The organism is Bradyrhizobium sp. TM239, from assembly GCF_036247985.1.
Lineage (GTDB): Bacteria > Pseudomonadota > Alphaproteobacteria > Rhizobiales > Xanthobacteraceae > Bradyrhizobium > Bradyrhizobium ottawaense.
This window is the reverse complement of sequence record NZ_BTIR01000001.1, coordinates 315,012-337,060: the sequence shown is the minus strand read 5'-3', so window position 1 is coordinate 337,060 and position 22,049 is coordinate 315,012. Positions and strand designations below refer to the sequence as shown.

Here is a 22,049-nt window from a genome sequence, read left to right as displayed (position 1 = left end):
ATGTTCCCCGTCAAGCCCCTGGTGCGGGAACTATGCTTTACATTTTTTCAGAATGGAACCGAACCGTTCGCGCATTGGCTCCTTAACTTACGTTACGCAAGCAATGGGAGACGCTGATGGGACAAGCACAACCATTCCGCGCGACTGCGCTGGTCGTTGAGGACGACGTCATGCAGCGAGAGATGCTTTGTCTCCTGCTCGAAGAGAGCGGCTATCAGGTCATCCAGTGCGAAAGCGCCGAGGCCGCCGAGCGCGTCCTCGACAAGAGCGCCGGCGCGCTCTGCCTGATGATGACCGACGTCCAGCTCGCGGGGCGCATGACCGGCGTCGAGCTCGCGCACCTCGCCAAGGACCGCAATCCCAAGCTCGACGTCGTCGTCACCTCCGGCCGTCCGTTGAGGCAGCCCTTGCCCGACGGCGCAAAGTTCTGGGCCAAACCCTGGGCGCCACTCGACGTGCTGCGCGAAGCCGAGCTCGCGCAACTGGCCTGACTACTCTCAATCCGTCATCCTGAGGCGCGAGTGATGGGGCGCTCAGCGCCCCATCGGGAGCCTCGAAGGATGCACGGCCGAGCTGCAGCCGGGCCGTCGCCCTTCGAGGCTCGCCGAAGAGGCGAGCACCTCCAGCGACAACGGCTCCGCCGTTGCGCGGGGGTGACGGAATGAGAACCTGAAGGTCCAAGGCCCGGCTTCCCCGCCGTGATGCCGGGTGATAGCGTTGGCCCATGACCTGGTCCTTCCTGCTCACCTCGCTCATCGTCGTCGCTTCCCCCGGCACCGGCGTGCTCTACACACTGGCCGCCGCGCTGACGCGCGGCTCGCGTGCCAGCCTTGCCGCCGCCTTCGGCTGCACGCTCGGGATCGTGCCGCACATGATGGCGGCGATGCTCGGGCTCGCCGCCGTGCTCCACACCAGCGCGCTCGCCTTTGCCGCGCTGAAATGGGGCGGGGTGCTCTATCTGCTCTACATGTCCTGGCAGGCGCTGCGCGAACAAGGTGCGCTGGCGGTCGAGGGCGAGATCCGCGAGCGTTCGGTCGGCCGCGTCATCGTCACCGGCTTTCTGATCAACATCCTCAATCCGAAGCTGTCGATCTTCTTCCTCGCCTTCCTGCCGCAGTTCATCGCCGCGGACGAGACCCATGTGCTGGCGCGCATGCTGGAGTTGAGCGGCGCTTTCATGGCGATGACCCTTGCGGTGTTCGTGGTCTACGGCCTCTGCGCCGCCTCGGTGCGCGAGCACGTCATCTCCCGCCCGCCCGTCATGGCCTGGCTGCGCCGCAGCTTCGCCGCCGGTTTCGCCGCGCTCGGCGCCAAGCTGGCGTTCGCGGAGAGGTAGCTTCTTCTTTCCCTCTCGAAGGTGTGGGAGCGTCCGCGTCTTCAACACTCAGCCAATAAAAAAGCGGGCCTTGCGCCCGCCACCGTCAACCTCTTCCATCATCACCCGAAGCCCGGGCGGAGCGAGGCTCCACCCGGGCAAAGAAACAGAAGCCTCGTTACTTCTTCTTCGCCTTCTTGGCCTTCTTCGCCTTCTTCTTCGTCGCCTTCTTCGCTTTCTTAGCCATAGGATCCTCTTCAGGGTTAATGGTGAAACGCGACACGAGGGATGCTCGGCGGAGGGCCAGCCTCGCAACATCCTCGACGACAAACTCAGCAGATTCGCAGGTCTCTGCCCCGCGCTGTCACATCGGTGTCATCGCGTTATCCACAGCTCAGATGCATTTTCGGGTGATTTTGGTGCGCGAATCCGCATCGCGGCATCGAAGCAGCATCACCGCCGACATCCCTAACGATCCGACAACGCAAGCGGCGCCGTTCATGAATCCAAAACCAAAGGCGCGTTTTGCCGGATTGCGGTGAGACTCCATTAAGCGCGAGGGCCGCATTCTTCTCCGCAAGAAAACGGGGATGGGTCATGGACGGACGGCTGCCAGGGACGGGGGGCGCGACGCTGCGCATGCCGCGCGCGTCATGCTGAACGTACCGACGCTCTGGACCGTCTTCGTCGTCAACTTCCTGGCGCTCGGCGTGATCTGGGCCTACGTGACGCGCTCCTATCCGAAATTCGCCGCCGCGCGGTTCTGGATGGCATCGTCCTTCGTCGGCGCGATCGGGGCGATGACGGCGCTGATCCGCCTGTTCGTCGCCTCTCCTCTTCCGCTTCTGCTTGGCGCTGCCGGTGTCATCGCCGCGAGCTGCCTCGCCGCCATGGGCATTCAGCGCTTCTATGGCCGGCCGGTCTCGTGGCGCCTGATGACGGCGACGGGAGGCTTGAGCCTTGCCGGCGTCGTGATCTTCATGGTCGGCTTCGAGCACATGCAGCTGCGCATGCTCAGCTACACGCTCGGTCAGGCGCTGCCGCTGGTGTTGGCGCTGCGCCTGCTGCTGTCGCCGCCGGAAGGGCACGTCAGCCCGGGCGCGCGGCTGTCCGGCATCGTCATCCTCACCATCATCGCGATCCTCATTGCCCGCACGATCGGCAATCTGCTCGGCCACGATCTCTCGGCAAAGGCCGGCGGCCAGACCCATGCCGTCATGGTGCTGGGGCTTCTGTTCCTGTCGATGACGCTCAATTTCGGCTTCCTGCTGATGGCGATGGACCGGCTGCGGGGCGAGGTCGCCGACCTCGCGCTGCTCGACGATCTCACCGGCGTCGCCAACCGGCGGCACCTGCTGCAGCGCCTGACCGAGGAATGCGCCCGCTCGGAGCGCAGCGGCGCGCCGTTCTCGCTGCTGGTGATCGATCTCGACGGCTTCAAGACCATCAACGACACCCACGGCCATGCCGCCGGCGATGCCTGCCTGCAGCACTTCACCCTGATGGCGCAGACGCGGCTGCGGCCCGGCGACATGCTGGCCCGCACCGGCGGCGACGAGTTCTGCGTCGTGCTGCCGTCCTCGTCCTTGCGCGAGGCCGCCGCAATCGCTCGCCGCGTGCTCGAGGTCTGCCGCCAGGATGCCGAGGCCTGCACCGGCAGCGAGATCCCGATCGCGATCTCGATCGGCGTCGCGCAGTGGGATCGCGGCATCGGAGAATTCCCGGATCGCCTGATGGCCAATGCCGACCATGCCCTCTATGCCGCCAAGAAGAACGGCAAGAACGATTTTGCCGTCTACGATCCGTCGCCGCCGCTCTCGCCTGAGCCGATCGGCCGGGGCGAGACCGCGCGCCATTTCGCCTGAGGCCATGCTAGGTTTGGGGCTCCGTTGGACCCGCATGATGATCGCTCGCCTGCTCGCGGCCGCCCTCGCCGTCTTCTTCCTGACCGCCCCCGCCGCTGCCGTGGATGCCGAGCTCGCAAAGCTCGCGCGCGCCTCCGGTACGCCCGACATTCCCGGCCTGAAGATGGTCTGGCTGGCGCCATGGGGTGACGTCCGGAGCGCAAGACCCTGGCGCAACATCATCGTGCACCAGACCGAAGGGCCGGCGGGGTCGGCGCGCGGCGGCGCGGCGGAGCAGTCGAAGACCCCGACGCGGCGCGGCGTCACCGTGTGGGTGGAGACCGACGGCACGGTCTATTGGGCGGTCGCGGAAAACCTGGTGCCGACCCACGGCGACGGCGCCAACCGCAACGACAACAAATACATCGACAACGGCGCGACCTACCGTCAGGTCGTTCGCGACAATTCGATCGGCGTCGAGTTCGCCGGCAATTATCCCGACGTCGCGGCCGGCCCCACCGAGGCGCAGGTCGCGGCGTGGAAGACCCTCGTGAAGGTGCTGCGCGCGCGCTACGACATCCCGCTGGACCGCGTCTATGCCCACAACTGGATCGACTACAAGGATTCGCGCTATTGCGAGGGCTGCTGGCTGGCAACGCTGGCGCGGATGTGGGGGGAGTGACGGGGGCGTCACACCGCCTGCGCCATCCAGCCGAAGAACCGTCGCATCAATCCCGGCCGCTGCGGCAATTCCGGTGGATCATCGACAGCCAGCACGCGCTTGAAGAAGTAATCCAGGAACACCATGTCGTTCGGCTCGGTGACGGTGAATGTCTCCTCGCCGAAGAACACGCTGTAACTGAAGAAGAACGGCCCCATGATCGGGATCGTCGCGGTCGACGCATAGTCCTTGGAGATCACGAACTCCGAGGGCTCGAGCCCGTGCTCGCGCATCGCCTGCTCGACCAGCGGCAGCTTGCGCATGAACTGGGCTGAGAAGCCGCCGACGGTGGATTGCAGGATGATCGACACGGGGGTGCGTCCTATTGAGGCTGTCGGTCCGATCATTTGGGTCGGTCGACCGGCAGCGCGGGTTCAAGGCCGGCCGATTCTATGACGGACGAGCGGGAGGGACTGTGATGGTCGTCTCATTCATCGCCGTCATCGCCCGATCAAGTCGGGCGATGACACCGGGCGTGAGGCTGCGCTTCGCACCACTCCAACAATGCACCATCCCCAAAACAAAAAAGCCGGCGTTGCCGCCGGCTTTTCCGTCTTTTCGATCCGCCAATTTCTCGCCGCGGCGAAGCCCCGCTTAGTGCGCGGCTTCCAGCGCGGCCTGTTCCGCCCTTGCGATCGTGCCCTTGACCGCGGACTGCACCTTCTCGAAGGCGCGGACCTCGATCTGGCGGACGCGCTCGCGCGACACGCCGAACTCGGCAGCGAGGTCTTCCAGCGTCATCGGCTCATCGGCGAGGCGGCGAGCCTCGAAGATGCGGCGTTCGCGCGGGTTGAGCACGCCCATGGCGCCGTTCAGCGCGTCACGGCGTTCGTCATACTCCTCGTGCTCGGCCAGCATGGCTTCCTGGTTGGGCGTATTGTCGACCAGCCAGTCCTGCCATTCGCCGGCTTCGCCGTCGTCGCGGATCGGCGCGTTGAGCGACGCGTCGCCACCGAGGCGGCGGTTCATGTCGATCACGTCCTGGTCCGTGACGCCGAGGCGCTTGGCAATGATCTTCACCTGGTCGGGGCGCAGATCGCCCTCGTCCAGCGCGTTGATCTTGCTCTTCGCCTTGCGCAGGTTGAAGAACAGCTTCTTCTGGTTCGCGGTGGTGCCCATCTTCACGAGCGACCAGGAACGCAGAATGTACTCTTGAATCGACGCCTTGATCCACCACATGGCGTAGGTGGCGAGACGGAATCCCTTCTCGGGCTCGAAACGTTTCACCGCCTGCATCAGGCCGACATTGCCTTCCGAGACGACCTCGGAGATCGGCAGGCCGTAGCCGCGATAGCCCATGGCGATCTTGGCCACGAGACGGAGATGGCTGGTGACGAGTTGGTGCGCCGCGTCGCGATCGTCATGCTCGCGCCAACGCTTGGCGAGCATGTATTCCTGCTGGGGTTCCAGCATCGGGAACTTGCGGATCTCGGCGAGGTAACGGGAAAGGCCGGATTCTCCATTGAGGACCGGCAGAGCAGCGGTACGGGCCATACTGAAGCCCTCCAAAGGTTCAGGCCCCCGATAGCGGCGGGCCAGGCAGACGACCGCTTTGTTAAAGCCGGCCGTAGCTGCGATGTTCCGCGTTGGTCATTTCCAACGCAGGCGCAATATACCCCATGGGGGGGCAAAAAGGGAAGGATTGCTGACGTCACGTCCCCGTGTGGCAGCTATAATCTTTTGTAATGTAACGCTTTTCCTAAAGAGCCTGCGTCATACCGCCGCTTTCAGGGCGCCCTGGAGGAGAAGCAAATCCTCCGGCAAAGGCGCCTCCCAGTGGAGTAATTCTCCGGTCCTCGGGTGCTCCAATACCAGCAAATACGCATGCAGGGCCTGCCGCCCGAGCGCGGCCAGAGCGGCCTGCGACGAGGGCGCCAGCTGGTTCGCCTTGGTCTTGAAATGCGGGCCATAGACGGCATCGCCCATCAGGGGATGGCCGATATGGGCGAGGTGGACGCGGATCTGGTGGGTGCGCCCGGTCTCGAGCTCGCAGGCGAGCAGCGTCGCGATCGGCTTGCCGTCGCGCCCGGCAAAGCTCTCCAGGATCTCCCAATGCGTCACCGCCTCGCGGCCGCCCTGGCGCACCGCCATCTTCTCGCGCGCATGCGGATGGCGGTCGATCGGCGCATCGACGGTGCCGCGATGGCGCCCCGGCACGCCCCAGGCAAAGGCCATGTAGCCGCGCCGCATTTCGCCGGTGCGGCCGTGGTCGGCGAACTGCGCCGACAGCGAGGCATGGGCGAGGTCGTTCTTGGCGACCACCATCAGCCCTGTCGTGTCCTTGTCGAGCCGGTGCACGATGCCGGGCCGGCGCACCCCGCCGATGCCCGACAGCGTCGAGCCGCAATGGGCGATCAGCGCGTTCACCAGCGTGCCGGTCTCGTGGCCGGCCGCGGGGTGCACGACCAGCCCCTTGGGCTTGTTGATGACGATGATGTCGTCGTCCTCGAACACGATATCGAGGGCGATATCCTCCCCCTTCGGCTCCGGCGGGGCCGCTTCCGGCACGTCGATTATGATCGTATCGCCGGATGTGACGTGATAAGCGGGGTCGCGGACCGCGGCGGCCTTCAGGCTCACCGCGCCCGCCAAAATCAGGGCCTTCAGCCGCGATCGCGACAGGTCGGTGAGGTGCGCCGCCAGCACGCGGTCGAGCCGGGCCGAGCCCTCGTTGCCGGCGACGACAACCTCCAACCTTTGCGCAGAGCCAGAATTTTCCATGACGACGACTGATACCGCTGTTCCCGAACCGAGCCCCGAGCAGGCCGCGCTGTTCGCGCGGGTGCGGCGGATGATGCTGATCGCGGGGTTGACCACGGCGCTGGCGATCTGCGCCGTGCTGATCGCGGTGGGCTACCGCCTTTTCAAGTCGGAGGGAAGGGCGCCCGAGGCGGCCAGTGACGTCACCGCCATCCTGCCCAAGGGCGCCAAAATCGTCTCGACCGGCCTCGCCGGCGACCGCCTCGTGGTCACGCTGGATGTCGGCGGGGTCATCGAGATCAGGACCTTCGACGCCCACACGCTGAAACCCGCCGGAAAGCTGAAATTTGCCAATGAGCCGTAAGCTGGGCCGCAGTCGTGCGGCATATCCCGCTGTCGTCCCGGACAAGCGAAGCGCTGGTCCGGGACCCATAACCACAGGGCTCAGTTAAAGAATCCAGCTGGCAGCTCCGTTTCGCCTTAACCAAGACCCATCGGGTAATGGCCCCCAGGGTTCGCCAGGACGACGTTGCCGAGGCCATTTGAATCCCGTGAATCTCACCTTGCCGCCGGCAAAATTCGCGGCTATGTCCTGTCCCTCACGCTCCCTTCGTCTAGCGGTTAGGACGCGGCCCTCTCAAGGCTGAAACAGGGGTTCGATTCCCCTAGGGAGCGCCAGCAAATTCAGGCACTTAGATAGCCATCAGCCGCGTTCGTTGAATAATGGTTGAATAAGACGCTGGTGAACAGCGGCGAACGCTTGGGGAATTTGCCTGACGACATTAGCAGACTAGCCTCGGCGCGATGTCTCACTTTGGCTGGCGCATTTGCTAAAAATTTCCTCGTCGTCCTTGGTGTCCGGAAATATTCAAACCGCCGCTGACGCGCGCTGTAGTACGCGAGCGCCCTCGGCTGTTCGCATTGACGTTGCTCGTCGCACATTCAACGCTTGTCCTGTCGAGGCTGGTGCGAATAGGAGGGCCATGTGAGATACAATCGACGAGAGAAAACTGGCGGACAACAGTCACACAGTCTATCTGCTCCGAATGCCGCAGAACCGAGCACGATGCCATTCACACAGCGGCTCACCTGCACGATTGGCGATGCATGCGAAGTGACCGGCTTGGGGCGCACGAAACTTTACGAGTTGATAGGAGCTAGACGTATCGTCACGACAACGATCGGACGTCGGCGACTAGTAGTGGTGCGCTCACTTCTGTCGCTTCTTGACACAAACATGTCAAACTAGCGGACGTGCAGTTAAGCGATCTGCTCGCACAGATCCCACCGATCTCACGAGCGTGAGAACGGCACGCATAGGAACATCAACGAAACGACCGACAGCTTGGTATTCCTCCCAAACGTCGCGGGATACCCCGCGCGACATAGCCGCGAGATGAACCATGCTGTCTGGGAGGCCGCCTGCCCATGTCCGATGATCGATCGCTGGGCTCGTTGCCGTTGTCAGGGCAAGTGAGTGGGCAATCACTCCAACGAGTGAATTGACGTGAATCCACAATGAGACTACGCTAATCCGCGTATTAGCGTCACAAGCGCATTTGCGAGCGCAAGGGAGTGTTATGGGGACGAGTGAGAAGACTTTCGGCGGCGCCATTGCCGAGGCTCGAAAGGCCAAGGGATGGAGTCTCAAGGATCTGGCGTCGCGTATCTTGCGCGAAGACGAAGAGGCTATCTCACCCCAATACCTGAATGACATTGAACATGATCGCCGCAGCCCATCTTCTGACCGCATGGTGCAGCAGTTTGCTGACGTGCTCGGGATCAATCGTGACTGGCTCTACTATTTAGCGGGGCGATTTCCCGAGGATGTTCGAGTCCGAAACCTTACAGAAAAAGAAGTGACTGACGCGATGCTTGCTTTCCGAGGTGGGCCGCCGAAAGGAAGGACGCGGCGATAGGGTGCGATACGTTCCGGATAAGACTGGCAGGTTTTCCCAGCGCCCGCACTTCAAGCCGCAGGAGCTTGATCGGGAGTGCGAAAGCATTATTGCCACCTTCCTAAAAGAGCGCCGCGGCGACGTCAGCTATCCCATTTCGACAGACGAGCTAACTGTGCTGATCGAGCGAGACACAGAGTCCCTCGATCAGTTTGCTGATCTTTCGGCGTACGGCCCAAATGTCGAGGGTTTGACCCTCTTTCAGCCCGGCCGTAAGCCGCAGGTCAAAATCTCGGCTCGTCTGGCGGAGGACGAGCGCCGGCAAAATCGTCTTCGTACGACCTTGGCCCATGAGTATGGGCATGTGCGGTTTCATGCCATTCTCTGGGATATGGAGCCTCCCAGCGCCGATCTGCTAAGGCGCAAACCTACCGCCAACATGCAAATCTGCTACCGCGATACCATGCTCGATGCCGTGCAGACCGACTGGATGGAATGGCAGGCAGGATATGCGTGCGGTGCGTTCCTGATGCCGGCAACGGCGCTTCGACAACTCATCAGGTCCTACCTGGAGCGGCACGGACTGTTCGGTGTCGTCGGCGAGCGCGATCCGCACGGACAGGATCTGATCGAGATTGTGAAGGGCGGGTTCGAGGTTTCCGGCGACGCCGCCCGCATCCGCCTCATCAAGCTTGGAATTCTCGGCCCGACAGGCGCCGGTCCGTCACTTTTCAACCTTTAATCCACAGGCGCCGAAGCCGGAGATGCCCCGGGTTGAATTTGCTTCGTCGCCGTGGTACGCAAATTAGCAGATCGGCGGATATGCTGCCGAGCTTAGAAAGGTAATATCGATGTCGAAGCACTGCAAGACCGGGCTTGATGACCGTTGCCGCGACCGCGATGGCGAGATTCGCCAGAAGCGCGGCGATACGTTGGTTGGAACACTGCGCAAGACTTATGGGGATGACTTTGCAGCCGGCGTTCGCAGCGACATGCGGCTCGACACGCTGCGCACTCGCATGGGCGCTTCGCTCTCCAAGATTCTCAAGGGAGACTGAGTATGTCGGACCACCAGCACGAAGTGCGTATTCACATCGATCAGAAGCCGCTGCACTCGCCGAACCCGACGTCGGGAGCCGACCTTTATGAACTCGGCCAGGTCCCCGAGGGGAAGGTGCTCTACAAGGAGGTCGCGGGCGACCAGGAAGACGACCTGGTACGGATCGACAGTCCAAAGATCGATCTCACACAGGATGAGCACTTCCACACCGGAGAAGCGCCCGAGAAGCATTACATCATCATCGTCAACACCGACCCCGTCGTCGTCGATCATGATGTCTTGACGTTCAATGAGCTCGTGAACATCGCGTTTCCGGTCTTACCAACCGGGCAAGACCCGGAATTCACGGTAAGCTTTGAGCACGCGAAGAGTATCCCCCATCACGGTGACCTGCCGGCGGGGGGCACGGTAACAGTCAAGAAACACGGCACCATTTTCGATGTCGATCATACCAATCGATCGTAGCCCTGACCTTCAGCGGCTACGCAAGGAGGGCTACAACGTTCAGGTAACGAACGCCGGCAATCTGGTTGTTCGTGACGTGCCCTACGTCAACAGCAAACGCGAGATCGCGATCGGCGCGCTCGCGTCGAACCTCGATCTTGCAGGCGATATCACAGCGCAACCGCAGGATCATACGGCCAAATTCATCGGCGAATATCCCTGTGACAGTCAGGGGAACACGTTGACTGTCTTGCAGCATACCAGCGGGTCGTTCGACCTTGGGAGCGGGCTCATTGCCCAACACTCATTCTCGCGAAAACCAGCGTGTGGGCATTACGAGAATTACTATGAGAAGATGACGGCTTATATCGCCCTTCTCGGCAAGCACGTCGCGGCAATAGACCCCTTGGTCACGGCCAAAACCCACAAGGTCATTGAGCCCGAGGACGACAACTCACCTTTCAATTACCTCGATACTGCGTCGGCACGAGCAGAAATCAACACCATCACCGCAAGGCTTGCGGAGGATGCGATCGCAATCGTGGGGATTGGCGGGACCGGCTCTTACGTGCTCGATATGGTCGCCAAGACGCCCGTCAAGAAAATCCACATTTTTGATGCCGACCGCTTCCTGACACACAATGCTTTTCGCGCGCCTGGCGCGCCAGCAATTGAGGAATTGCGGGAGCAGCCGCTCAAAGTAGAATATTTCGCGTCGATCTATGCCCACATGCATCGCGGTATTGTCCCGCATCCCTTCCATATTGATGCAACGAACGTGGAGCAGCTGAATGGCATGTCCTTTGTTTTCCTCTGCATGGAAGGAGGAGCTGCCAAGCGCGCGATAGTGGACAAGCTTGAGGCGCTCGGGATACCGTTCGCCGACGTCGGCATGGGCCTGTATGCCAAGCGCAATTCCATTGGCGGGATGCTCCGCAGTGTCCTAAGCCTGCCGGATGCCCGAGAAAGCGCTCGCGCGCGAATACCTTTCGCCACCGATGACGCCAATAACGAATACGACAAGAACATCCAGGTCGCAGACCTCAATGCGCTCAATGCTTGCTTCGCAGTGATCGCCTGGAAGAAGCTGCGCGGCTTCTACTTCAATCTGGGCAAGGAGCGCTTTGTTTCATATACAATCGCAAATAGCCTGCTCGCCAAGGGCGATACTGTATGAACAAGTTAGATTCTATCCGGCCCGAGTTCGTTGATCGCATACCCAAAGTTCTCGACAACGGAGTTGTTTACATTTCCCGCAAATACGCGACGGCGGCGCACAACTGCTGTTGCGGATGCGGCACCAAGATCGTGACCCCTCTTAAGCCTGGTCGGTGGAGGCTAGAAGCTCAGGGTGAGGCCGTAAGTTTCTATCCGTCCATTGGTAATTGGAGCGCGGGCTGCCAGTCGCATTATTGGATCAGGGACAACCGTATCGATTGGGCGCTGGGCTTTACCCCTGCGCAGATCGCGGCGAACCGCGCCAGCGATCAACGCGTGCGGCAACAGGCCCATGCGGATCGCTACAGGCGTGAACGGGGGATTTGGGGGCGTCGTTGGGACACAATCAAGGGCCTGTGGCAGGCGTTTAAGCGTTTGTTTTAGTCCCGCAAAGGCATGCGCGGACGTCACTTGATTTTCTGGCCAGTGGCTTGAGGCTCATGGTGATGTGCTCTTGAGTGTCGCCTCATACGCTTTGTTTGCTGCGTAATCGGCAAGGGTCTGCCCGCGCGTCCTGTAGTCACCAGGAAAGCCCGTATAGATCGGCATAACAGGCAGCTTGATCGAAATTCCGGTCCGCCAGTCGCGATAGCCATATTGAGCGAAGCCCGAAATGTCGACGAGGTCTCGTTGCGGTGCCGGCGTGTCGCCGAGCGTCATGACAAAGCCGAACGGCGCAAAGGCTATCTCGGAGAAGACGTGGAGCCTGGAGTTGCCGCTGCCAAGACCCTGGATGGCGCCCGATGCGCCTGATGAGCGCATCCGGTTCGAGAGTGTGTAGAAAGCATAGATCTGTACGTCGGGAGGAAACTGGCGGACTTCCCGATTGAGCACAAACCTCACGAGATCAGGCTGCGCCTCCTGAAATCGGGGATTGTTGACGCTGAAGAACATGCAGACGATCTGCTTCAGACCCTCAGCGGATACAGATGGAAAGGGTACTCTAGCGATAGCTGGCCTCGCGCGGCCATGAGCAGGCGCATCGCTTGTTCGGCCCACTTGACGTAGGAGTCCGCGTACCAGGCACCTGTATCGTTGTTGCACTTCTCGCATAGTGTGTACGCGCCGGACCCTCTTTGCTGGATCTTGCCCTGCAGATCGTCAAGGTCCTCGCTCAACGCCACCCGTTCGAAGCTGCTGCGCAGGATTGGGTTGTGGTTGAATGCCGCCCGTGGTGGGACATGCTCGAAAGAGAGCCGCTTGTGCGCGCCGCAAAGATGACAGATGTCGAAGATGGGTTTCGCCATGCCGAGGCAGCTGATGATGCGCTTGGTGGAGATGGGGGACTCTGGTCGTTCCCTGAATATGTGTGCTCCCCACGCGCCATACAATCCTCCTGAGCCGGGGGATGGCCGCTCACTTCGATGCCTTGAGCAATCGTTGCGATTCCGTGCTGGCTGCCGCCGGAATCTCCAGGACCGGGCGACCTGACGCGAGCCATTTCACGATCCGCCCCGCTACGGCTTCGCCGCCCTTTTCGTTGATCTCGCACTCCCAGACGATCGCGACTCTCCAACCCAACTGGCGCAATGCCGCCAGGTTGCGTTTGTCGCGCTTCACAGTCTCACCGAATTTCTTTTCCCAGAACTCGATGTTTGACGACGGAGAGGTCGCAAACCGGCAGGTATCGTGCCGGTGCCAGAAGCATCCCTGAATCTGCACGACGGCGTGATGCCTCGGGAACACAATATCCGGTCTGCCGGGCAACCCTGGGCCGTGCAGGCGATATCGCAGGCCAAGGTCATGAAGCGCGCGTCGCAGGAGCAACTCGGGCTTTGTGTTCTTGCCCCTGATGCCTGACATCATGCGCGAGCGCGTTTTCCTGTCGACAATGTCCGCCACGAAGGCCTACCCAATCTTTCCTGGTGTTCGGTCCGGGAATGTTCAATTATGGTTCGGGCCAGTCGGTCTTGAGAAGGGGGGCGTTTTGACTGAATTCGCTGTCGTTGATCTGTTTGCAGGGCCAGGCGGGCTCGCCGAGGGCTTTACAAGCATTCGCACAGCAAACGGCACGCGCCCCTTCCGCATTGCGCTCTCCGTCGAGAAAGAGGATTCGGCTTTCGCCACCCTGAGACTTCGCAGTTTCCTCCGACATTTCGAGGGCGGCTTTCCTGCGGAGTATTACCGCTTTCTCAATGGTGAAATCGAGGAGCCCGACTGGAATGCGCTGTACCCCACGGAATGGGCTCACGCGGTTCAGGAGACCCTGCAACTCGAACTGGGATCGAAAGGGGCATCCGCACTGATCGACGAACGCCTCCGGCAAATCCGGAAGCGCTTCGGTGACGACGTGATCCTTATTGGCGGACCGCCCTGCCAGGCCTACTCACTCGTGGGCCGCGCCCGGAACAAGGGAACGGAAGGCTACGAGGCGCGCGAGGATCATCGTCACTTCCTCTACAAGGAATACATCCGGATTCTGGAACGGCTGATGCCGGCTGTGTTCGTGATGGAGAACGTGAAAGGGATTCTCTCGTCGTCGGTCGACGGCGAGCGGGTGTTTGACCAGGTCCTGGATGATCTCAGTCGCGTCGGAAATGGCGCCTATCGGCTTGTTCCACTGACACCGAGATCGGGCGAGGTTCTGTTCGAGGGCATGGGCCATCCTCCGGCTTCCGATTTTGTCGTGAAGGCCGAGGATCACGGCATTCCACAGTGCCGTCATCGTGTCATCATCGTCGGAATTCGCGACGACATTGCAGAGCTTATCGAGGACGATCTGGATGAAGCGCTGCTGCCGAAATCGGAGGCGAAGGTTGCCGTCCAGGACGTGCTGAGGGGCATGCCGAAGCTGCGGAGCGGACTGAGTCGCGACGAGGACGATGAACAGAACTGGAAGATCCAGACCTCGCGCGTGATGCGGCAGGTTGCCGACCTTGCTGTTCGTCTCGACGGGGACAAGGCCAAAGTCTTTCGCAAGCTTGGCGCAAAAATCGGAGCGGCCCTGGCAAGGACGAACCGAAATTACCGACGCTCGGGTGGTGGCTACGTTTCCGTGGGGACGCGCTGCCCAAGAGGGCTCAAGCGCTGGCTTGTGGACACGAGGCTCAAGCGATTTCCCAATCATGAGACGCGGAGCCACATGCTCACCGATCTCAAGCGCTATTTCTTCGCGGCTGTGTACGGCCGGGTCACCGGCACATCACCCAAGGCAACGGATTTTCCGCGCGAACTGGCCCCGGACCACAAGAACTGGAAGTCCGGCAAGTTCGCCGATCGCTTCCGGGTTCAGGTCTGGAGGCAGCCCGCGACGACCATCACCAGTCATATTTCCAAGGACGGCCACTATTTCATTCACCCCGACCCCGCCCAGTGCCGCAGCCTCACGGTCAGGGAGGCGGCGCGTCTGCAAACATTTCCCGACAACTACTTCTTCAAGGGGAATCGTACCGAGCAATACATCCAGGTCGGTAATGCGGTACCGCCGTTATTGGCGCGGAAGATAGCCTCGGTCCTTCACGCCCTGCTCATCGATTCCATGGCCAATGGCAGCCAAGAAAGGCTCAAAAAGGCAAGCTAGACCAAAGACTTTGCACCTTCGGTTGCGATTGGGCTACTGTGCACGGGTCCAAGGGCCAGTACAGGGCTTCCGGTACCGGGGGGGTGATGAAAACAGTAAGTGCTGCACCCAAGGCAGCCATGCTCATCGAGAGCATGCGCGATATCGGCTATTCCCTTGAGACGGCCTTGGCTGATGTCATCGACAATTCCATAACGGCGAAAGCAACCCGGATCGACATTCTCACCGATCTCGATGATCTTCGCATCGGCGTTCTCGACAACGGCAGGGGAATGACCGAGACCGAGCTGTTCGCCGCCATGCGGCCGGGCAGCATCAATCCCCGCGACGACCGCAACTCCACCGATCTCGGCCGCTTCGGCCTCGGCCTCAAGACGGCTTCGTTCTCGCAATGCCGCCGCGTGACCGTGCTGACGCGCTCGGCGGGCGAGTTTGCCGCCGCGACGTGGGATCTCGACTTTGTGGCCGAAAAGAACGACTGGCTCGTGCAAGTTCCGGACGAGCCATCGAGCCTGCCCTGGGCTGACCAGCTCTCGAAAAACGGCACGCTCGTCATCTGGGAGAACCTCGACCGCGTCCTCGAACAGGATAGCAGCGCGGTGGGCATCCAGCGCCTCGTCAAGCGTCTCGACGATGCACGCGAGCATCTCGAGCTCGTATTCCATCGGTTCCTCTCGGGAGAACCCGGACTGAAGCGGATCGAGATCAGGCTCAATGAGCGGCCGCTCGTCGCCTTCGATCCGTTTCACAGCACGCACCCCGCGACGATCGCGGAGCCGCTCACGCCAGAAGACATCAAGGTTGGCGATCACGTCGTGTCCGTGCAGACCTTCACGCTGCCGCACCACAAGAAGGTCACGCCGGGGGATTGGGAGCGCTACGCCGGCCGGGCGGGCTACGTGAAGAATCAGGGCTTCTATGTCTATCGCGGGAAGCGGCTGATCATCCACGGAACCTGGTTCGGTCTCGCGCGACAGACGGAATTGACGAAGCTGGCGCGTGTTCGCATCGACATGCCGAACGATCTGGACGCGGACTGGAAGATCGACGTCAAGAAGGCGTCGGCCCAGCCGCCATATCAGGTGCGCGAGCGTCTGCGTCGCATCATCGAGACCATCGGAGCGACGTCCAAGCGCGTCTACACAAGCCGTGGCCGCGTGCTTGTGACCGACAGCCGCCTCCCGGTCTGGAACCGCGTGCAGGACAAGAACGAGATTTCCTACAAGATCAATCCGAGCCATCCGGTGGTAGCTGATTTCGTCGGCGATCTCTCCGACGAGCAGAAGCGGGCCTTTACGCGTGTCGTCGAGCTGTTTGGCTCATCGCTTCCAATGGACGCTCTGTTTGCCGATCTCGGCGGATCGCCGGACAAGGTCACCGGCAACGAGGTTTCAGACGAGGCCCTGACGCACATGGTCACGACGACCATCGCGAAACTTCTGGAGAGCGGTCTGCGGACCGATGTTGTCGTCGACATGCTGAGCGTTGCCGAACCATTCCGCTCGAACTGGGATCGAGCCGAAACAATTGCCAACAACTATATTGCCGAGGAATACGAGCGTGCTGGAGAACTTGAAAAATCTCGAACTTGCGGTTGAAGGTCTGCTGGCCCGCGAGCCGTCGCCAACGCCCGAGAAGATCCGCGAACTGATCACGAGCTTCCGCGTCATTCCGACCTGCGCCGTCAGCGATGCCGATGCCGAGCGTCTGGCGCGTCAACTCGAAGCTCGCCACGACGTGACCATGACCATCGGCGCCATGCTGACGAGCCACGATTTCGAACCGTGGCTCGAAGGCCGTCGCAGCAGCATCGATCCCTACTACTGGGGGCGCTACAAGCGACTTCTCGCGGAGAAGAACTACTCGTCGCAGGTGCTGGCGACGATGGACAACGTCACCGACCGCATCCTGGGACTTCTGGAGAACCCTGACAGGGAAGGTCACTGGGACCGGCGCGGCATGGTCGTCGGCCACGTGCAGTCCGGCAAGACGGCCAACTACATCGGCCTCATCTGCAAGGCCGCGGACGTGGGCTACCGCATCATCATCGTGATTGCCGGCATTCACAACAATCTGCGCAACCAGACGCAAGTGCGCATCGACGAGGGATTTGTTGGACGCGACAGCGCCTTGAAGGTCACGGATCGCGAGCGACGCATCATCGGCGTCGGGCGCTACGACAGCCGGCACCTGCCTTGGACCTTCACCAATTCGGTCCGCGACTTCAATCGCGTCGGCGCCGAACAGGTGGGCGGTAAGCTCTCCGATCTCCGCGTTCCGGCGGTTTTTGTGATCAAGAAGAACAGCAAGACGCTCAAGAACCTGACCGATTGGCTCAAGGAGTACAACGCGCGTGGCGGCGGCAGGACCGTCGAGGCGCCCATGCTGCTGATCGATGATGAAGCCGACAATGCTTCCATCAACATCAAGCATGGCCAAGGCGAGGTCTCGAAGATCAACGCCCAGATTCGCGAACTGCTGCGCATGTTCGAGCGAAGCTGCTATGTGGGATACACCGCGACTCCCTTCGCCAACATCTTCATCAGCCCAGACACCGACGACGCGATGCTGGGCGAAGACCTGTTTCCCAAGCATTTCATCGTGGGGCTCGATCCTCCGACGAATTATTTCGGTGCCACCCGGGTCTTCGTTGACGAGCCGCGGGCCTTCATACGTCACATTGATGACAATGGGGACTATCTTCCCCTGACACATCCAAAGGAGACGCAGGTCGCCACACTGCCGCCCAGCCTGATCAAGGCCGTGCGAACCTTCGTCGTTGCGCGAGCCATTCGCCTCGTTCGCGGCCAGGCCAACCAGCATTGTTCCATGCTGGTCAACGCATCACGATTCACCGATGTGCAGCGCCAGATTCGCAACGAGATCCACGTCAAGCTGGAGGCGATCCAGGCGAGCTGCCGCGTCAATGGAGCGCTGTCGCCCGAGAAGGCGTTGAAGGACCCCGAAATCCGCGAGCTTCATGCCGTCTGGGACGAAGAATACAGCGACACGGATACCGCATGGCCCGATATCCAGAAGGCCCTGCATGAGGCTGCGTCCACCATCCGGGCCGTGGAGGTGAACAGCCGGTCGTCCGGCGCTCTCAACTACGCCGATCACGAAAAGACGGGCCTCAACGTGATCGCCGTCGGCGGATTCTCGCTCTCGCGCGGGCTCACGCTTGAAGGCCTGATGGTCAGCTACTTCCTGCGCAACTCCATGATGTACGACACCCTCATGCAGATGGGGCGCTGGTTCGGTTATCGCCCCGGCTATGAGGATCTCTGCCGGGTCTGGATGCTGGATACCGCCGAGAGCTGGTACCGCTACATCGCCGAAGCGGTCGAGGAGCTTCGGGAAGAAATGCGCAGGATGGAAGAGGCGAACGCGACTCCCGAGCAGTTTGGCCTCAAGGTTCGCAGCCATCCCGACACGCTCATCGTCACGGCCCGGAACAAGATGGGATCAGGCGAGCAAGTCGTGGTACGCGTTGGTCTCGGCAACGAGTTCATTGAAACAACGGCGCTCAAATGGGACGATAGCAGTCTCAAGGCCAACCGGCGCGCGGCCGTTAATCTGGCGGAGCACCTTTCGGCTGAAGGCAGGCCATTCGCCAGTTCTGACGTGGTCTCGGGAGGGCGTCTTCTGCAAGCGGTGCCTGTCGGCCCGATCCTCGAGTTTCTCACCGAATTCCAGAATGATCAGCAATCAATGCTGACGGACCCCGCTCCGGTCCGCCGCTACATCGAGGACCGCGCAAGGGGTGAACTCAAGGACTGGGACATCTTCGTGCCAAGCGTGTCGCGCCCCGACTACAAGCCGCTGATCGATCATTCCCTCGGCATCGAAGTGACGTGCCAGCGCCGAAAGCAGGGGTCGACCAGTCGAGCCGGAAGAACGCTTCTTGTCACCGACAACCAGCGCGTCGCCTCGCGAGGCGTCGAGAAGATTGGCGTCGATCCAGACGCAGCAAAAGATGCTGAGATCGAATTCCGCCAGAAGCACAGCGAAGAGGAAGTTCGCAACTTTCCGGACAGGATCTATCGAAACAAGCGAGTCCGTCCCCTGCTTATTCTCCATCTGCTTGCAATCGGAGAGGCCGGAGATGACTTGAGCGGTCAGGACCCGATTGTCGCCTGGAGCATCAGTTTCCCGAAGACCGACCTTGAGGAGGACCGGGTCGAGTACGTCGTCAACACGACGTGGATGCGCGAAAACTACCGCGATGACATCGACGAAGACGAGATGGCGGGTGACGATGAGTGACGATCCCTGGAAGGACATCGTTCCACCGACCGTCGTTGACGCCTTCAAGGCGAAACGAGTCGATCCCGACCTGCCGTGGAATTTCTTCTGGGGCCGTGCTCTTGATCGCAAGTGCCTCTTCGTTCTCGCTCACTCGCCCGAATCGTTGCCGCCGGGGAAGCTTCCCAATTTGAAAGGTATCGAAATCACGGACATGCCGCGAGGAGCGGGTGTCGATCGCGTACTCGTTTTCAAGCTGCTGGACGATACACACCGCGACATCTTCGAAAGGCTGTGCCGGGACATCGTGGCAAGCGCCAGTCGAGCCGCCTCGGAGCCCGAAGCCCTCGCACTTGCGCTGGCACGCACTTGGAGATGGCATCACCTCTTGCGGGGCGGTCTGGACGGCAAGCTTAGCCCGGAAGAACAGAAGGGATTGGCCGGCGAATTGCTGGTCATTAAGCGCTTCCTGTTGCAATGTCTTACGCCAGCCGAGGCGTTGAATGCGTGGCGCGGGCCGCTCGATTCGCCAAAGGACTTCGAGATTGGCCGGCTGTGCGTCGAGGTGAAGGCGCGCCGCGGAGCCGCCACGCCCCAGGTCGCGATCAGCTCGGCTGACCAGCTCGACACCGTGGGCGTGGACGAGCTCTACCTCTATGTTGTCGAACTCGACCAAGCGCCGGCGGGCACCGCCCAGAGCTTCACCCTGACTGAACTCGCAGCCCGGCTGCGTGACCGGATGCTGCGGACCGAACCTGGCATCTCCGGTGTCCTGGATCGGCTTCTCGGGGCGGCCGGCTTCGACTGGCTCGACGACTATTCCGATTCACGATGGGTCGAAGGCGCAAGCCGCCTTTTCCGGGTTGCCGACGGGTTTCCGCGTATCAGCGCAAGCCTTCTGCCATCCGGCATCGACAATGTCCGATATTCGATTTCCCTGCAGGACTGTGTACCATTCCTGATTGATGAGGGCGGCCTGGTCGAGGCCGTGAGAGCGAGGCGCAATGGCGAATGAGCTTGAGGACTTCCACAAGGAGTTCTTTCAGGACGTTCACGGCTTGGCCGATGCCGGTGGCCGCTACGCCGAGGACGCCTTCTTCGAGCTGTTCACCTCGCAGCTTGTCGAGGCTGGCGAGCTCGAAACTGCCGATCGCGCGCCCGGTGGCTCTCCTCGCGGGATGCGCGTGGACGGCTATGGAGGAGATCCAGCTTCGGCCGACGGGGTTCTTAGCCTCATCATCGCCGACTTCAATCAATCCGCCGGGATCGCGACGCTGACGGCGTCCGAGATGGACGCCATCTTCAAGCGTCTGTCCAATTTTCTTGCCCGGTCGCTCGATCCCGCGCATCGCAACGCCGCCGAGGAGAGCACTCCTGCGTTCGGGCTGGCCGATCTGATCGCGAAGCGCTGGCCGACCGTGTCCAAGGTGCGGCTGTTCCTCATATCGAACCGCGTCCTCAGCAGCCGCGTCGATGGACGCGAGGCCGGTGAGTTCAAGGGCGTGCCGGTTACCTACAGCGTGTGGGATCTCGGCCGATTGCACCGTTTCGTCGCGACCGGCCGCGGGCGCGAAGAGATTCTCATCGACCTTCAAAAGGATTTCGGCGGACCGTTGCCGGCCCTTCCGGCGCATCTGAACAATGCCGGTTACGAGGCCTATCTGATCGTCATTCCAGGCAAGCAGCTCGCCGCCATCTATGACCGATGGGGCGCGCGGCTTCTTGAACAGAATGTCCGCGTGTTCCTTCAGGCGCGTGGCGGCGTGAACAAGGGCATCAGGAACACGATCGAAAATGATCCGGGGATGTTCTTTGCCTATAACAACGGCATCACGGCCACGGCCGAGAAAGTCACTATCAAGATGTCCGATGCGGGCCTCGTCATCACGGAATTGAACAATCTTCAGATCGTGAATGGTGGCCAGACGACTGCGTCGATCCATGCCGCCAGCCGCAAGAAGGACGTCGACCTCTCGCGCGTCTTCGTCCAGATGAAGTTGTCGGTGGTCGAGCCCGCCAAGGCGATCGATGTCGTCCCCAAAATCTCGGAATTCGCGAACAGCCAGAACCGGGTGAACGCGGCCGATTTCTTCGCCAACCACCCGTATCATGTCCAACTGGAAAAGATCTCGCGGAGCATCTTCGCGCCATCGCCGGACGGTACCTTCCGCGAGTCGAAATGGTTCTATGAGCGAGCGAGAGGGCAGTACCAGGACGCACGCGCCCTGCTCAATCCGACCCAGCGCAAGAAATTCGATCTTGAGTACCCAAAGAGCCAGGTCTTCTCGAAGACCGATCTCGCGAAATTCCTGAATCTCTGGCTTGGCCACCCGGACATCGTGAGCCGCGGCGCACAGAAGAACTTTGCCCGCTTTGCCGAGACGATCGGCAAGGCATGGACCAAGAATCCCGATCAGTTCAACAAGCGCTACTACACGGACTCGGTCGCAAAGGCGATCGTGTTTCGCGAGGCCGAAAAGCTGGTCAGTGAACAGTCCTGGTATCAGGGCGGCTATCGCGCCAACGTCGTTGCCTATGCGATCGCCAAGGTCGCGCACGATGTGGAGGATATGGATCGGGCCGTCAATTTCGATCTGATCTGGCGAAAGCAGGACATCTCGGACGCGTTCAAGGAAGCCTTGGTCCTGGCGGCGAAGGCAAGCCACGACGTGCTGGTCGATCCTCCGGCCGGGATGAGCAACGTGACGGAATGGGCCAAGCAGCAGGCTTGCTGGAATCGGATTTTGGCACTCGACATCCTGTGGCCGAGGGCCTTCGTGCGCGAGTTGATGACACACGAGGAGGAGCAGGAAGAACAGTCGGATGCCGAAAAGGATCAACGCCTTCTGAATGGCATCGAGGCACAGACAGTAGTCGTCCGCGCCGGCGGCCCGCTCTGGCGGACCGTCAAGGAGTGGGGTGTATCGCGGCGGCTGCTGACACCCACGGAAGCCGGCATCCTCGACGTTGCGGCCGCCATCCCCAATCGCGTCCCTAGCGAGAAGCAGTGCCTGATTGCCATCGAGGCGCTGAAGAAGATGCACCAGGAGGGCTGCCAGATCGGGCGCGAGTTGCTGCAGTAGA

General features: G+C 61.3%; 22 protein-coding genes and 1 tRNA gene. 17 read left to right on the top strand and 6 right to left on the bottom strand.

Annotated features, from left to right (window positions below; translation table 11 throughout):
- Nucleotides 1-116 precede the first annotated feature (116 nt).
- From AABA84_RS01620 to AABA84_RS01605, 4 genes are all read left to right on the top strand, one after another.
- Nucleotides 117-491: a response regulator gene (locus AABA84_RS01620; RefSeq protein ID WP_212248300.1), complete on the top strand. Its 375-nt coding sequence runs from the start codon at nt 117-119 to the stop codon at nt 489-491.
- 233 nt (nt 492-724) lie between these two features.
- On the top strand, nt 725-1,336 hold the full coding sequence (locus AABA84_RS01615) for a LysE family translocator (protein ID WP_338311147.1): 612 nt from the start codon (nt 725-727) through the stop codon (nt 1,334-1,336).
- Between the two features lie 632 nt (nt 1,337-1,968).
- Nucleotides 1,969-3,180, top strand: coding sequence for a GGDEF domain-containing protein (locus AABA84_RS01610; RefSeq protein WP_338311146.1), 1,212 nt, complete (start codon nt 1,969-1,971; stop codon nt 3,178-3,180).
- A gap of 34 nt (nt 3,181-3,214) precedes the next feature.
- Nucleotides 3,215-3,841 (top strand): peptidoglycan recognition protein family protein, encoded by a 627-nt coding sequence (locus tag AABA84_RS01605; RefSeq protein ID WP_338311145.1) that lies wholly within the window; start codon nt 3,215-3,217, stop codon nt 3,839-3,841.
- A gap of 8 nt (nt 3,842-3,849) precedes the next feature.
- Here AABA84_RS01605 and AABA84_RS01600 read toward each other — a convergent pair whose 3' ends face one another.
- From AABA84_RS01600 to AABA84_RS01590, 3 genes are all read right to left on the bottom strand, one after another.
- Nucleotides 3,850-4,191, bottom strand: coding sequence for a hypothetical protein (locus AABA84_RS01600; RefSeq protein WP_106949008.1), 342 nt, complete (start codon nt 4,189-4,191; stop codon nt 3,850-3,852).
- A gap of 283 nt (nt 4,192-4,474) precedes the next feature.
- The gene (rpoH, locus tag AABA84_RS01595) at nt 4,475-5,374 is read right to left on the bottom strand and encodes an RNA polymerase sigma factor RpoH (protein ID WP_018318222.1); all 900 of its coding nucleotides are present in this window, start codon (nt 5,372-5,374) and stop codon (nt 4,475-4,477) included.
- Nucleotides 5,375-5,593: 219 nt separating this feature from the next.
- On the bottom strand, nt 5,594-6,601 hold the full coding sequence (locus tag AABA84_RS01590) for an RluA family pseudouridine synthase (RefSeq protein ID WP_338311144.1): 1,008 nt from the start codon (nt 6,599-6,601) through the stop codon (nt 5,594-5,596).
- Between AABA84_RS01590 and AABA84_RS01585 the strand changes: the two genes are divergently transcribed.
- The 8 genes from AABA84_RS01585 (at nt 6,600) to AABA84_RS01550 (ending at nt 11,584) form a co-directional block, all read left to right on the top strand.
- Nucleotides 6,600-6,944: a hypothetical protein gene (locus AABA84_RS01585; RefSeq protein ID WP_212248296.1), complete on the top strand. Its 345-nt coding sequence runs from the start codon at nt 6,600-6,602 to the stop codon at nt 6,942-6,944. The genes AABA84_RS01590 and AABA84_RS01585 overlap by 2 nt on opposite strands.
- A 239-nt stretch (nt 6,945-7,183) precedes the next feature.
- Nucleotides 7,184-7,258: transfer RNA gene (locus tag AABA84_RS01580), tRNA-Glu, on the top strand.
- A gap of 902 nt (nt 7,259-8,160) precedes the next feature.
- Complete coding sequence (locus AABA84_RS01575) at nt 8,161-8,499, top strand: helix-turn-helix domain-containing protein (RefSeq protein ID WP_338311142.1); 339 nt, start codon at nt 8,161-8,163, stop codon at nt 8,497-8,499.
- Between the two features lies 1 nt (nt 8,500).
- Nucleotides 8,501-9,220 (top strand): ImmA/IrrE family metallo-endopeptidase, encoded by a 720-nt coding sequence (locus tag AABA84_RS01570; protein ID WP_338311141.1) that lies wholly within the window; start codon nt 8,501-8,503, stop codon nt 9,218-9,220.
- Between the two features lie 109 nt (nt 9,221-9,329).
- Nucleotides 9,330-9,536, top strand: a complete 207-nt coding sequence (locus tag AABA84_RS01565; RefSeq protein WP_338311139.1) for a hypothetical protein — start codon at nt 9,330-9,332, stop codon at nt 9,534-9,536.
- A 2-nt stretch (nt 9,537-9,538) separates the two neighbouring features.
- Nucleotides 9,539-10,003 (top strand): multiubiquitin domain-containing protein, encoded by a 465-nt coding sequence (locus AABA84_RS01560; RefSeq protein WP_338311138.1) that lies wholly within the window; start codon nt 9,539-9,541, stop codon nt 10,001-10,003.
- Entirely contained in the window at nt 9,978-11,159 is a 1,182-nt protein-coding gene (locus AABA84_RS01555; protein WP_338311137.1) for a ThiF family adenylyltransferase, read from the top strand. The genes AABA84_RS01560 and AABA84_RS01555 overlap by 26 nt, the downstream gene beginning before the upstream one ends.
- Complete coding sequence (locus AABA84_RS01550) at nt 11,156-11,584, top strand: DUF6527 family protein (RefSeq protein WP_338311136.1); 429 nt, start codon at nt 11,156-11,158, stop codon at nt 11,582-11,584. The genes AABA84_RS01555 and AABA84_RS01550 overlap by 4 nt, the downstream gene beginning before the upstream one ends.
- Nucleotides 11,585-11,638: 54 nt before the next feature.
- On the opposite strand, the gene AABA84_RS01545 is transcribed toward AABA84_RS01550, so the two are convergent.
- From AABA84_RS01545 to AABA84_RS01535, 3 genes are all read right to left on the bottom strand, one after another.
- A complete protein-coding gene (locus AABA84_RS01545; RefSeq protein ID WP_338311135.1) occupies nt 11,639-12,094 on the bottom strand; it encodes a hypothetical protein in 456 nt (151 codons plus the stop codon).
- Nucleotides 12,095-12,108: 14 nt separating this feature from the next.
- A complete protein-coding gene (locus AABA84_RS01540; RefSeq protein WP_338311134.1) occupies nt 12,109-12,447 on the bottom strand; it encodes a hypothetical protein in 339 nt (112 codons plus the stop codon).
- Nucleotides 12,448-12,556: 109 nt separating this feature from the next.
- Nucleotides 12,557-13,042 carry a very short patch repair endonuclease gene (locus AABA84_RS01535; RefSeq protein WP_338311133.1) on the bottom strand — a complete coding sequence of 162 codons (486 nt, stop codon included), beginning with the start codon at nt 13,040-13,042 and terminating at the stop codon, nt 12,557-12,559.
- Nucleotides 13,043-13,127: 85 nt separating this feature from the next.
- On the opposite strand from AABA84_RS01535, the gene AABA84_RS01530 reads away from it, so the two are divergent.
- From AABA84_RS01530 to AABA84_RS01510, 5 genes are read left to right on the top strand one after another with little or no spacing between them, the layout of a single operon-like run.
- A complete protein-coding gene (locus tag AABA84_RS01530) occupies nt 13,128-14,720 on the top strand; it encodes a DNA cytosine methyltransferase (protein WP_338311132.1) in 1,593 nt (530 codons plus the stop codon).
- A gap of 38 nt (nt 14,721-14,758) precedes the next feature.
- Complete coding sequence (locus tag AABA84_RS01525) at nt 14,759-16,318, top strand: ATP-binding protein (RefSeq protein WP_338311131.1); 1,560 nt, start codon at nt 14,759-14,761, stop codon at nt 16,316-16,318.
- A complete protein-coding gene (locus AABA84_RS01520; protein WP_338311130.1) occupies nt 16,281-18,986 on the top strand; it encodes a Z1 domain-containing protein in 2,706 nt (901 codons plus the stop codon). Before AABA84_RS01525 ends, AABA84_RS01520 begins: the two co-directional genes overlap by 38 nt.
- The gene (locus AABA84_RS01515) at nt 18,979-19,980 is read left to right on the top strand and encodes a PD-(D/E)XK motif protein (RefSeq protein ID WP_338311129.1); all 1,002 of its coding nucleotides are present in this window, start codon (nt 18,979-18,981) and stop codon (nt 19,978-19,980) included. Before AABA84_RS01520 ends, AABA84_RS01515 begins: the two co-directional genes overlap by 8 nt.
- A complete protein-coding gene (locus tag AABA84_RS01510; RefSeq protein WP_338311128.1) occupies nt 19,970-22,048 on the top strand; it encodes an AIPR family protein in 2,079 nt (692 codons plus the stop codon). The genes AABA84_RS01515 and AABA84_RS01510 overlap by 11 nt, the downstream gene beginning before the upstream one ends.
- Nucleotide 22,049: the final 1 nt, after the last annotated feature.